The organism is Stenotrophomonas pictorum JCM 9942 (assembly GCF_001431585.1).
GTDB lineage: Bacteria > Pseudomonadota > Gammaproteobacteria > Xanthomonadales > Xanthomonadaceae > Stenotrophomonas > Stenotrophomonas pictorum.
Genome location: NZ_LLXS01000070.1, coordinates 1 through 11,314, shown reverse-complemented (window position 1 = coordinate 11,314; position 11,314 = coordinate 1). Strand labels below are relative to the sequence as shown.

The window sequence follows — 11,314 nt, the reverse complement described above, 5'->3', positions numbered from 1 at the left end:
GGCCAAGTTCAAATGCACCTCTGGACCGCCCAGAGTTTCATAGACACTCATCGGCCGCTTTGCGCGTAGCGCCTTTCGAACTCTACCGGTGAGACATCGCCAGCGGAACCATGGCGACGAACCGGGTTGTAGAACATCTCGATGTAGTCGAACACGTCCGAGGCTGCCGCGGCCCGGGTCGGATAGATCCGCCGCTTGATCCGCTCCTTCTTCAGGACGCTGAAGAAGCTCTCGGCCACCGCGTTGTCGTGGCAGTTGCCGCGACGGCTCATGCTCGGGACCATCCGATGCACCTTGAGGAATGATTGCCAGTCGCTGCTGGTGAACTGGCTGCCCTGGTCGGAGTGCACCATGACGCCGGGGCCCGGCTTGCGTCGCCACGCTGCTGCCACCAGGGCCTGCAGCACCAGGTCGCTGGTCATCGTCGGCGCCGTGGCCCAGCCCACGATCTGCCGCGAGTACAGGTCCATCACCGCCGCCAGGTACAACCAGCCCTCGTAGGTGCGGATGTAGGTGATGTCCGTGACCCAGACCTTGTTCGGTGCGTCGGGGGCGAAGTCGCGGTTGAGCACGTTGTCGACCGCACCCACCGGGCCACCCCGATGCCGCGGCTTGCTCCCGTAGCCGACCTGCGCACGCAGCCCTTCGGCCTTCATCAGCCGCTGCACGCGGTGGCGGCTGCAGGTCTCGCCCGCTTCGCGCAGGTCCAGCGTGATCTTGCGGTGGCCGTACACGCCTCCGCTGGCCAGCCAGGAGTGCTTGATGAGGCCAAGCAACCGTTGGTCCTCGCGCTCACGCCGGCTGAGCGACTGCCGAACCCAGGCGTAGTAGCCGCTCCGGTGCACGCCGAGGACCCGGCACATTGCGACCAGCCTGAACTCGCCGATATGCGCGCGCATGAACGCGTACTTCGCCCTTACCCCCTGGCAAAGTACGCGGCGGCTTTTTATAGAATGTCGCGCTCCTCGGTCACGCGCCGCAGCTCGGCCTTGAGGCGGCGCACCTCCGCCGAATCGGTCCCGGTCGGCGCAGCGCCTGCGGCCGGCTTGCCGGCCTTCTTCGCCTTCTGCACCCAGTCGTACAGCGTGTGCTTGGGGATTCCGATGCGCGCGGCCACATCCACCACCGTGAAGCCGCGCTCGAGCACCTGCTTGACCGCCTCGGCCCTGAACTCATCCGTGTATCGCTTGCTGCTCATGAACACCTCTGCTGTAGCCATGAATTATGGCCTGCGGGTGTCTACAAAAGGCTGGGCGGTCCACCTCCTTGTTGGTCGGGCGGCCAGGCTCGCGCTTGAGCGAGTGCCAGCCGGTGAACCTGGACCCTTCCGGTGCGCGCAGCAGTTCATCAATGAGCGTGCGCGTGGCAGGCGTCAGTGCATGGCTGATGCTGCGGTAGTACCCCAAATTGACCCGCTCGCGGGCACCGATGGCGGCCAGCTCCAGGGTGCGGAAGCCAGGCAGTTCGTAGCGATGGTGCACCAGCTCTTCAAGCAGGACGTTCACGATGTCTGGGATGGTGTGCTTGGTCTGGGCTGCGGCGGTGGCCACCGTATCCAGCCAAGCCAGCCCCGACTTGTCCAAGGGACGTACCCCAATGAACTGCCGAAGTTGTGGCATATGCCGGCGCTTGCTGCCGGAGACGTCATAGCGTTCGAGCTGGTCGGAGGCCAGCACGCGGCCGAGACGTGCGGCCTTGGCGATGTGCTGCCGGATCCGCTCAGGCACCTCCGCCAACAGCGTGAAGTAGCCTAAGCGTTGGAAGAGCTTGAGATGGATCAGTACCGCCAGCTGCGGACCCGGCTGGGCAGTCAGCTGCTTGGCAAAGGCGATTTCAGCTGCGGTAGGGGGTATAGACCTCCTCCAGTTCCTTGGCGGTGGGATCAGGCTTCAGTCGCGGGTAGGCGGTCTCGTGAAGGGTAGCCATTGGATCCGGAGGTTGTGAGGGGAATCAGTCCCAGTGCCGGCCGTCGTCTGTACTGAGTGACGCTTCCAGGAAACACTGGTGCGTATCGGCCATGCGGTGCATGTCATCGAGCAACGTGGCCAGGATTTCATCCAGATCCCGGTCGGGATCGGTGGGAACAGTCAACCGGTACTCGCTGCTGGCGGTGTTCAGGCGCATAGCCTTGAACGGGGCCAAGCAGATCTCTTCGATCCGACCCCGGGCTCTGGCCGCGCCGCGGCCGGCGCGGGCAAACGGGGTCAGCACCAGGCGTAGGCGCAGCTGCAGGGCAGATTTGCCCTCGGGCGCCGGCAGCACCATCGTCGGAGCTGGCGCGGTTGGGCTGGGCAGGCTCGCTTCAATGCGATCCCGGGCGAACGGGTCACGCCCGTCCAGGTAACGCATGGCCGAGTGCACATCGCGCCAGCCCACGTACTCCATCAGCGCCTTCATATCCCAGCCTTGGTCGTTGGCCCAGCTGGCAAACCCGCGGCGCAGCGAGTGGCTGCTGTGGAGCCCAGCATCGGCAAACCCGGCACTGGCCAGCAACTCGCGCAGCAAGCGCACCAAACTGTTGGGATGGAGGCCTTCGGCGCTTATCTGGCCCCACTGGTTGACCGCTCGAAACACCGGCCCTTCTTGCACGCCAGCCGCCTGCAGCCACGTCTGGGTCGCCTCCACCGGACACAGCCGCGACAACGCTGGCACTTTGTAGGTGACGCCGGCGGCCTGCCTATCGCCCTTGCTGCGCGGCAGGAAGCAGGTCATCCCCTGTCCCGGCACCAGCGTGAGATGGGCCACTTCCAGCCGCAGCAGTTCATCGCCGCGAAAGCCACGCCAGAATCCGAGCAGCACCAGCGCTCGGTCCCGTTGGTGGCGAAGCGCTGCCGCTCCATCGCCCCGGGCATGCGCCGCAGCGATCGCTGCAGCCAACCAGTCATCGAGCTCGACCAGCCGCCGAATCTGGAGCGGCGCGGCTTGCTTGACCTGGCCCGGGTGCAGGGTCTGGATGCCTTTGAGCACCTTGCGCACCAGCGGCGACCGGGTCGGGTCGACAAAGCCGTGGTCGCGGTGCCAAGAGGCAATGGCGGCCAGCCGGTGGCGAAGGGTGCTGGTGGCCAGGGTCTGCGCATACGCGGCCAGGTAGCGGGCCACGCTGTCCGGTGTCGCTGGGAGGTGTCCTTGCCACTCGACTTCAAAGTGCCGCAGCGCCGACGCATAGCTGCGCACCGTGTTCTGGCGCGTGGCCGCATCGAGGTAGCGGTCCAGTTCGGTCACTGGCGCGTGGCCTCCACCGAGGCCGGCTGCCGCAGCGTTGACAGGATGGTGCATTCAGCCCGCTGCCCGCCGTGGCAACTGGCAATCACCCGTTCCAGCTCGCTGGCCATGCGCTGCAGGTCGGCCATGCGCGCCCGCACGTCGGTCAGATGGCTGCGGGCCAGCCGATCCACGTCCCCGCACGAAAGCTCTTCATCGCCCGCCAACTGCAGCAGGCTGCGGACCTCCTCCAGGCTGAAGCCCAGGTCCCGGCCGCGCGCAATGAAGCGCAGTCGCTCGATGTCGGCCGGGCCATAGACCCGGTAGCCATTGCCCGAGCGCCCCGGGCGCGGCAGCAGGCCGATCCGCTCGTAATAGCGGATGGTCTCCAGATGGCACCCACTGGCGTCGGCAGCCTCACTGATTTTCATTCGTAGTGCGCTTGACTCCGTAGTAGCTACGGACTTTACCCTCACCGGCTGTGCCATGCCAGCGGTCCGCCTGGGCCTGGCTTCCCTGCGACTGGAGATGTTCCGATGAGTGATTGCGGCTGCCACCACGAGGCCAAGAACGCGCAGGAGCGGCGCGTGCTCTGGATCGCCCTTGCCCTGAATGCGGCGATGGCCGTGATCGGCGGCATCGCCGGCTGGGTTGCCCATTCCACAGGCCTATTGGCCGACGCGCTGGACATGCTGTCTGACGCCACCGCCTACGCCATTGGCCTGGTCGCCATCGGGCGCACGGCCCGCTTCAAGGCGAACGCAGCCTGGGTCAGTGGCAGCGTATTGCTGGTGCTGGGCGTGGGTGTGCTGGTGGAGGTCGGCCGTCGCGTGATGTACGGCGCCGAGCCGGTCAGTGGCTGGATGATCGGCACGGCGCTGCTGTCGCTGGTGGTCAATATGACCGTACTGCGCATGCTGGCGCCGCTGAAGTCCGGCGAAGTGCATCTGCGGGCGACCTGGTTGTTCACCCGCGCCGATGTGGTGGCCAATGTTGGGGTGATCCTGGCCGGCCTGTTGGTGTGGTGGTTGGCTAGCCCCTACCCGGATTTCGTGATCGGCGCCCTGATCGGTCTGTATGTGATCAAGGAAGCCTTCGAGATTCTCGGTGATGCCCGCCGGGCACGTGCCGACGCGCGCAAGACACCTGCATGATCGCCCTTGGCCGGCTGCGGACGGGCCTACGCTGGCTGCTGCTGGCGCAGCTGGCGGTGGGTTTGCTGGTCCAGCCGGTCTTAGGTCTGGCGAGCGAACTGCACGTTCACATCCATCCGACCATTGCCGCCCATGGGCCGGCAGTGGCCGCACCGGCACCTGAGCGCGGCATCGGCGCCGCCTTGCACCGCCTTCAGCAGCTGGCGTTGTGCTGCAGCCAGGCCGCGCAGCCCCCTGAGATCCTGCTGACCGTTGCGGACATCGGCCGGCATTTGCCGGTGATGCAAGTCAACACGTTCCCGTATCCGCACGAGCAGCCGGTCGCGCCGTTCCGGCCTCCGATCGCAGGGTGATCTCCGCCGGCAGCGCCGGCCTAGCGACCTGCTGCTGTGCGCGGTGGTGATCGTTTGTTGATGTCGAAACCCTTCGGAGTACTTCCATGCATGTGCGATTGGCGGCCTTGGCCGCATGGCTGCTGCTGACTGCGGCGACAGCGCCGGCGGCAGCGGCCGAACTGATGACCTTGGACGACGCGTTCGCGCGCGTGGCCCAAACCCACCCCGAGCTGCGCTTGGTCGATGCGCGGGCCACCGTGCTCGCTGCCGAGCGCGACCAGGCGGTGCAGCGCCCACCGTGGACGCTCGGTGCCGAGGTCGAAAATGCGTTGGGCACTGGCGCGGCACGTGGATTGGACAGCGCCGAGTTGACCTTGAGCCTGAGCTCGGTGCTGGAGCGCGGCGGCAAGCTCGACGCCCGCCGTACCTTGGCCCAAAGCCGGATTGATGCACTGGCCGTGCAGCGCGAGACCGGGCGGCTGGACCTGCTCGCCGAGACAGCGCAGCGCTATTTGGCGGTTGTCGGTGCCGACCGGCAACGCGGCCTGGCGGACATGGATGTTGGCCAGCGCCAGCGAACCGTGGCCGCCGCCCGACAGCGCCTGCAGGCCGGCGCTTCACCCGAATCGGTGCTGCTCACCGCGCAGGCAGCGCTGGCGCGGGCCGAGCTGACGCGTGATCGGGCCGTGCAACAGCGACTGGCCGCCCGTCAGCATCTGGCCGCGCTGTGGGGCGAACGTACTCCCACCTTCGAGGTGATCCCGGCCGATCCGATGGCCCTGCCGGCGATCGCCTCCATGCAGACGCTGGCCGATGAGCTGGAGCGGACGCCGGAACTGGCGCAGTTTGCCAACGCTCGACGGATCGCGCAGGCACGACTGCAGCTGGCGCATTCAGCGGCCTCACCGGACCTGTCCTGGCAGCTCGGTGTGCGCCGCCTGCAGGAGTCCGACGACACCGCGCTGGTGGCCAGCCTGTCCATGCCGCTGGGCAGCCGCAGCCGCGCACAGCCAGAGATCCGCGCCGGCGAAGCCGAGCTGGAGGTCCTGACGATCGAGCGCGAGGCCAAGGGCCTGTCGCTGTATTCCACGCTGGTCGAGGCCCATGGCCGCTACACCGTGGCGCAGGCCGAGGTGGCGCGCCTGCATAGCGACGTACTGCCGAAGCTGGCCCGGGCTGAGCAGGCTGCCGAGCGCGCCTATCGCGCCGGCGCCATCAGCTACCTGGAATGGGCACAGTTGCAGTCCGAACGTACGGCCATGGCCCAGCAGCAGCTGGACGTGGCCTTGGATGCGCAGCGCGCCCTGATCGAAATTCAACGACTGACCGGCCAGGCGCTTGTAACGCCGCCGGCGGCCGCTTCACTTGGAGATAGCCCATGAGCCGTTTTTCCTGGACCGCACTGGGCATGGCCCTGTTGCTGACCGCCTGCAATGCGTCCGACCCCAGCGAAGGCTCCGAGGGCGGCGCCGCGGCTGAGGGCGAAGAACACGGCGAGCACGAGGAAGCGCCGCTGGAAACCAAGATTGCCGCCAAGGCGGCGGAGGCGGCGGGAATCCAGGTCGCGCCGGCAGGCCCCGGTGAGATTGCTGACGAGCATGAGGTGCAAGGGCTGCTCACCCCCATCGATGGGCGCATCGCCCAGGTCACTGCACGCTTCCCCGGACCAGTCCGCTCTGTGCGAGCCGGCGTTGGTGATCAGGTACGGGCCGGCCAGGCACTGGCCACGGTAGAGAGCAATCTAAGCCTGACCACCTATACCGTCACCGCGCCGATCAGTGGCGTGGTCATGGCGCGTACGGCCGCCGTGGGCATGGCGGCGGCTGAGGGCGCGCCACTGTTCGAGGTCGCCGACCTGTCCACGCTGTGGGTGGACCTGCACATCTTCGGCGCCGACGTCCAGCACATCGGTGCGGGCGTGCCGGTGACGGTCACCCGCTTGAGCGATGGCGTCACCGCGCAGACCACCTTGGAGCGCGTCCTGCCCGGCACCGCCACCGCCAGCCAAAGCACCATTGCGCGCGCCACCGTGGCCAACACCGATGGCCTGTGGCGGCCCGGTTCGGCGGTCAAGGCGCGGGTCACCGTGGATCGCCAATCGGCGGCGCTGGTGGTGCCGATCACCGCGCTGCAGACCGCAGAAGACCAGGACGTGGTCTACGTGCAGCAGGGAGAGACCTACCACACCCGGCCAGTCAAGCTGGGGCGCCGCGACGCTGAGCGCGCCGAAGTGCTGGAAGGGCTCAAGGCCGGTGAACAGGTGGTGGTGGCCCAGAGCTTCCTGATCAAGGCCGACATCGAAAAGTCCACCGTGGAAGAAGAATGAGGCCCGCCATGCTCGAACGCCTCATTGGGCTGTCCATCCGCCACCGCTGGCTGACGCTGGTGCTCACCGCTGCGCTGATTGCGCTGGGTGTGTGGAGCTACCGTCACCTCTCCATCGACGCCACACCGGACATCACCAATGTCCAGGTCCAGATCAACACCCAGGCCCCGGGTTACTCCCCGCTGGAGGCCGAACAACGGGTGACCTTCGCCATCGAAACGGCCATGGCCGGCCTGCCCAAGCTGGACTACAGCCGCTCCCTGTCACGCTACGGGCTCTCCCAGGTCACTGTCGTATTCAAGGACGGCACCGACCTGTACTTTGCCCGCCAACAGGTCGCCGAGCGCCTGCAGCAGATCGCCTCCCAACTGCCTGACGGGTTGGATCCGGAGATGGGCCCCATCTCCACCGGCCTGGGCGAGATCTTCATGTACACCGTGGAGGCCGAGCCCAATGCCCGCAAGCCCGACGGCACCCCGTACACGGCCACGGACCTGCGCACCCTGCAGGATTGGGTGATCCGGCCGCAGCTGCGCACCACGCCCGGCGTCACCGAGGTCAACACCATCGGCGGCTTTGAGCGGCAGATCCACATCACCCCGGATCCGGCCCAGCTGGTGGCGCTGGGCTTCACGTTGAACGACGTAGTCGCCGCGGTCATGCGCAACAACCAGAACATCGGCGCCGGCTACATCGAACGCAACGGCCAGCAGTTCCTGGTGCGCGTGCCCGGCCAGTTGGCCAATCTGGAGGCGATCGGCAACATCGTGCTGGACCGGCGCGATGGCGTGCCCATTCGGGTGCGCGATGTCGCAAGCGTCGGCGAAGGCAAGGAGCTGCGCACGGGCGCGGCCACCCAGAATGGCCATGAGGTCGTGGTCGGTACCGCCTTCATGCTGTTTGGCGCCAACAGCCGGGAGGTCTCCCAGGCGGCCGCGGCCAAGCTGGCCGCCGCCAACGCCAGCTTGCCCCCGGGCGTGCATGCCAAAGCCGTGTATGACCGCACCGCGCTGGTGGACCGCACCATCAATACCGTGTCCAAGAACCTGATCGAGGGCGCGCTGCTGGTCGTGGTGGTGCTGTTCCTGCTGCTGGGCAATGTGCGCGCTTCGCTGATCACCGCCGCAGTGATTCCGCTGGCGATGCTGTTCACCATCATCGGCATGGTCCGTGGCGGCGTGTCGGGCAACCTGATGAGCCTGGGCGCACTGGACTTCGGCCTGATCGTGGACGGGGCGGTGATCATCATCGAGAACTGTCTGCGCCGATTCGGGGAGGCGCAGCACGCGCTGGGCCGCCAGCTCAACGATGAGGAGCGTTTTGACCTGACCGCCTCGGCCACCGCTGAGGTGATCCGTCCCAGCCTGTTCGGTCTGGGCATCATCGCGGCGGTCTACCTGCCGATCTTTGCGCTGTCGGGGGTGGAAGGGAAAATGTTCCACCCGATGGCCATCACCGTGGTGCTGGCCCTGACCGGTGCCATGGTGCTGTCGCTGACCTTCGTGCCGGCGGCGATCGCCACCTTCCTGCGCGGTCGTGTGGCTGAGCACGACAACCGCCTGATGCGCTGGTCACGCGCTCGCTACACGCCGCTGCTGGATTGGGCGCTGCGCCGGCGGGTTGTGGTGCTGACCGGCGCGGCCGTGCTGGTGGTGGGGTGTGGCGTGTTGGCCACCCGCCTGGGCTCGGAGTTCGTGCCGAGCCTGGATGAAGGCGACATCACTTTGCAGCCCATGCGTATCCCCGGCACCAGCCTGGAGCAGTCGGTGGCCATGCAGGAAACCCTGGAGAAGCGCTTGGCCCAGTTCCCGGAAGTGGCCAACATCTTCTCCAAGATCGGCACCGCCGAGGTGGCCACCGACCCGATGCCGCCGTCGATGGCCGACACCTTCCTGATGCTCAAGCCCCGCGACCAGTGGCCCGACCCGCGCAAGCCCAAGGCCGAGCTGGTAGAAGAGCTGGAGGCAGCGGCCAAGGAAATTCCGGGCAGCAATTACGAGTTCACCCAGCCTATCCAGATGCGCACGAACGAGCTGATCTCCGGCGTCCGCTCTGACGTTGCGGTCAAGGTCTACGGTGACAACCTCGACCAGCTGACCCGTCTGGCCAGCCGGGTCGAGCGGATCATGCGCAGCGTCCCCGGCGCCGAGGATGTCAAGGCCGAGCAGGTCACCGGCCTGCCGCTGCTGACCATCACACCAGATCCGGCGGCATTGGCTCGGTATGGCCTGAACCCGGGCGACGTGCAAGAAACGGTGGCCACCGCCATTGGGGGCAGTGTCGCCGGCCAGTTGATCGAGGGCGACCGCCGCTTCGACCTGGTCGTGCGCCTGCCCGAATCGCAGCGCCAAGACCCGGCTGTGCTGGCAGATCTGCCCATTCCACTGCCGGAAAGCGCCAGCGTGGACGAGTCCAGCCGCCTGGCCACCGGCGCCAATGGTGGGCCTCGTACGGTGCCGCTGCGGGAAGTGGCGAAGATCCAGGTGGAGCGCGGGCCCAATCAGATCAACCGCGAGAATGGCAAGCGGCGGGTGGTGATCACCGCCAACGTGCGCGAGCGCGATCTGGGCGGGTTCGTCGGCGAGTTGCGCACGCGCATCGGCCAGGATGTGAGGCTTCCGGAGGGCTACTGGATCGACTACGGCGGCACCTTCGAGCAGCTGATCTCGGCCAGCCAACGCCTGGGGGTGGTGGTTCCGGTGACACTGGCGTTGATCTTCGCCCTGCTGTTCATGGCCTTCGGCTCGGCCAAGGATGCGGCCATCGTGTTCAGTGGCGTTCCACTGGCGCTGACGGGCGGGGTGCTGGCGCTGGCCCTGCGGGGGATTCCGCTGTCGATCTCCGCCGGCGTGGGCTTCATCGCGCTGTCGGGCGTGGCTGTGCTCAACGGGCTGGTCATGATCGCCTTCATCCGCCGCCTGCGCGAACAGGGCGATGCTCTGGACGACGCTGTCCGGGACGGCGCCCTTGGACGCCTGCGCCCGGTGCTGATGACCGCCCTGGTGGCCTCGCTCGGGTTCCTGCCCATGGCCTTGAATATCGGTGCCGGCTCGGAGGTGCAACGGCCGCTGGCCACCGTGGTCATCGGCGGCATCGTCTCATCCACCGCATTGACCTTGCTGGTGCTGCCGGTGCTCTATCGTTGGCTGCATCGCGACCGAACTCCCCGCGCCGGTGGCAGCGCCTTGGAGTCTTCGACACCATGAACGAGATCAACCTGGAACAGGTGCGTGCGGCGATGTTTACCGACCCCGGCGTGAAGGCGGTCGATGACCTGCGCCTAGTCCCCGCCAAAGAGCATGGCCGCGCGATCGCGGCCACCATCACGGTCGCTGCGCCCTCGGTCGACCTGGACCTGGTGCACGCGGTGACCGCCCGCGTGCTGGCTGACCAATTCGGCATCGATCAGGTCATGCTTTGCTTCAACGACCCGGGACCGGTGCCGCCGCCACCCACCGCGGCACCCTTGAAGAAGATGTGATCACTGCCGGCGGCTCTATGCGTGACCGCACCGGCGTGGACCTCAAACGAGCGCCGGATCTCTTCTAGATTCTCCAGCGTGTAGGTGACAATCGCGATGCGACGCTCGGGCCGCTCCAAGGCCTGCCGGACCAGCAACGTGGTCTTGCCCGATCCGGCCGCTGAGAGCAGGACCCGGTTAGGTGATGGCACGCTGGACATAGTCCGGGAACCTGATCGAGTGCGGGCTGTTGAAGATTGCCAGGGCCGTGTCGGTCTTGTGACCTTTCATGTACTTGAGCAACGCCACCTCATCGGCGAAGGTCTTGCCCAGCACGGTGTTGAGCTCAGCCAGCGAGTTGGCTTTGATCAGCTGCTCTTCCAGCGATGGGGCACTTTCGTCGGAATCGTAGTAGATCGCGGTAAGGTGCTCGGCGTAGCGAGCCTGCACAACGGCGATGTCGCCATCGTTGTCGGTGATCACCTTGGCCTGAATTTTCAGCCGATCTGCAATCTGCAAGAAGCGTTTGAATGCCAGCGATTTGACCGAGATGATGTCCACGCCATGGGCCATCGGCGCCACGCCGTGGTGGTCGCTGTAAGCACGCTGCACGATCAGCTCATCGGACGGCCCTTCCACCAGGATCGCCTGTTTGGCCAGGATCAGCCGCAGCGTGTCGTGGCCAGGCAGCTTCATGAAATAGTCGTGCGTATCGGATGGCAGCTGGTCCAGCTTCATCTGGCCCTGCGCACTGAACAGGATCACGTTGTCCACGCCCAGCTTGTTCAACACGAAGCTGCTATGGGTGGCGATGATTACGGTAATCCCCCCATTAACC

Annotated in this window: 10 protein-coding genes and 1 pseudogene; 6 read left to right on the top strand and 5 right to left on the bottom strand. The window is 66.5% G+C overall.

All coding sequences use genetic code 11. The features are described from left to right. Window positions 1–47: 47 nt before the first annotated feature. The 4 genes and pseudogenes from ARC78_RS15750 to ARC78_RS15730 all read right to left on the bottom strand — a co-directional run bounded on the left by ARC78_RS15750 (window position 48) and on the right by ARC78_RS15730 (window position 3,632). Window positions 48–1,198, bottom strand: a protein-coding gene (locus ARC78_RS15750) for an IS3 family transposase (RefSeq protein WP_096145000.1) whose coding sequence is annotated in 2 segments (ribosomal slippage) — window positions 48–949 and window positions 949–1,198 — 1,152 coding nt in all. Because the reading frame shifts where the segments join, the coding sequence is not laid out codon by codon here. A gap of 25 nt (window positions 1,199–1,223) precedes the next feature. After that, window positions 1,224–1,926: pseudogene (locus ARC78_RS15740) on the bottom strand (DUF4158 domain-containing protein); the annotation flags it as partial. Between the two features lie 24 nt (window positions 1,927–1,950). Beyond that, on the bottom strand, window positions 1,951–3,222 hold the full coding sequence (locus tag ARC78_RS15735; RefSeq protein ID WP_074053037.1) for a site-specific integrase: 1,272 nt from the start codon (window positions 3,220–3,222) through the stop codon (window positions 1,951–1,953). Then, complete coding sequence (locus tag ARC78_RS15730) at window positions 3,219–3,632, bottom strand: MerR family transcriptional regulator (protein WP_014159616.1); 414 nt, start codon at window positions 3,630–3,632, stop codon at window positions 3,219–3,221. Before ARC78_RS15730 ends, ARC78_RS15735 begins: the two co-directional genes overlap by 4 nt. A 105-nt stretch (window positions 3,633–3,737) precedes the next feature. Between ARC78_RS15730 and ARC78_RS15725 the strand changes: the two genes are divergently transcribed. From ARC78_RS15725 to ARC78_RS15700, 6 genes are all read left to right on the top strand, one after another. Further along, complete coding sequence (locus ARC78_RS15725; RefSeq protein WP_014159617.1) at window positions 3,738–4,355, top strand: cation efflux transmembrane domain-containing protein; 618 nt, start codon at window positions 3,738–3,740, stop codon at window positions 4,353–4,355. Then, window positions 4,352–4,708 (top strand): hypothetical protein, encoded by a 357-nt coding sequence (locus ARC78_RS15720; protein WP_032961113.1) that lies wholly within the window; start codon window positions 4,352–4,354, stop codon window positions 4,706–4,708. Before ARC78_RS15725 ends, ARC78_RS15720 begins: the two co-directional genes overlap by 4 nt. Window positions 4,709–4,794: 86 nt before the next feature. After that, on the top strand, window positions 4,795–6,072 hold the full coding sequence (locus tag ARC78_RS15715; protein ID WP_032961117.1) for a TolC family protein: 1,278 nt from the start codon (window positions 4,795–4,797) through the stop codon (window positions 6,070–6,072). After that, window positions 6,069–7,016, top strand: coding sequence for an efflux RND transporter periplasmic adaptor subunit (locus ARC78_RS15710; protein WP_074053035.1), 948 nt, complete (start codon window positions 6,069–6,071; stop codon window positions 7,014–7,016). Before ARC78_RS15715 ends, ARC78_RS15710 begins: the two co-directional genes overlap by 4 nt. Window positions 7,017–7,024: 8 nt before the next feature. After that, complete coding sequence (locus ARC78_RS15705) at window positions 7,025–10,222, top strand: efflux RND transporter permease subunit (RefSeq protein ID WP_032961120.1); 3,198 nt, start codon at window positions 7,025–7,027, stop codon at window positions 10,220–10,222. Next, window positions 10,219–10,497 carry a hypothetical protein gene (locus tag ARC78_RS15700; RefSeq protein ID WP_032961123.1) on the top strand — a complete coding sequence of 93 codons (279 nt, stop codon included), beginning with the start codon at window positions 10,219–10,221 and terminating at the stop codon, window positions 10,495–10,497. Before ARC78_RS15705 ends, ARC78_RS15700 begins: the two co-directional genes overlap by 4 nt. A gap of 177 nt (window positions 10,498–10,674) precedes the next feature. On the opposite strand, the gene ARC78_RS15695 is transcribed toward ARC78_RS15700, so the two are convergent. Then, window positions 10,675–11,314, bottom strand: a 640-nt coding sequence (locus tag ARC78_RS15695) for an ATP-dependent nuclease (protein WP_145974377.1), incomplete at its 5' end; no start/stop codon positions are given.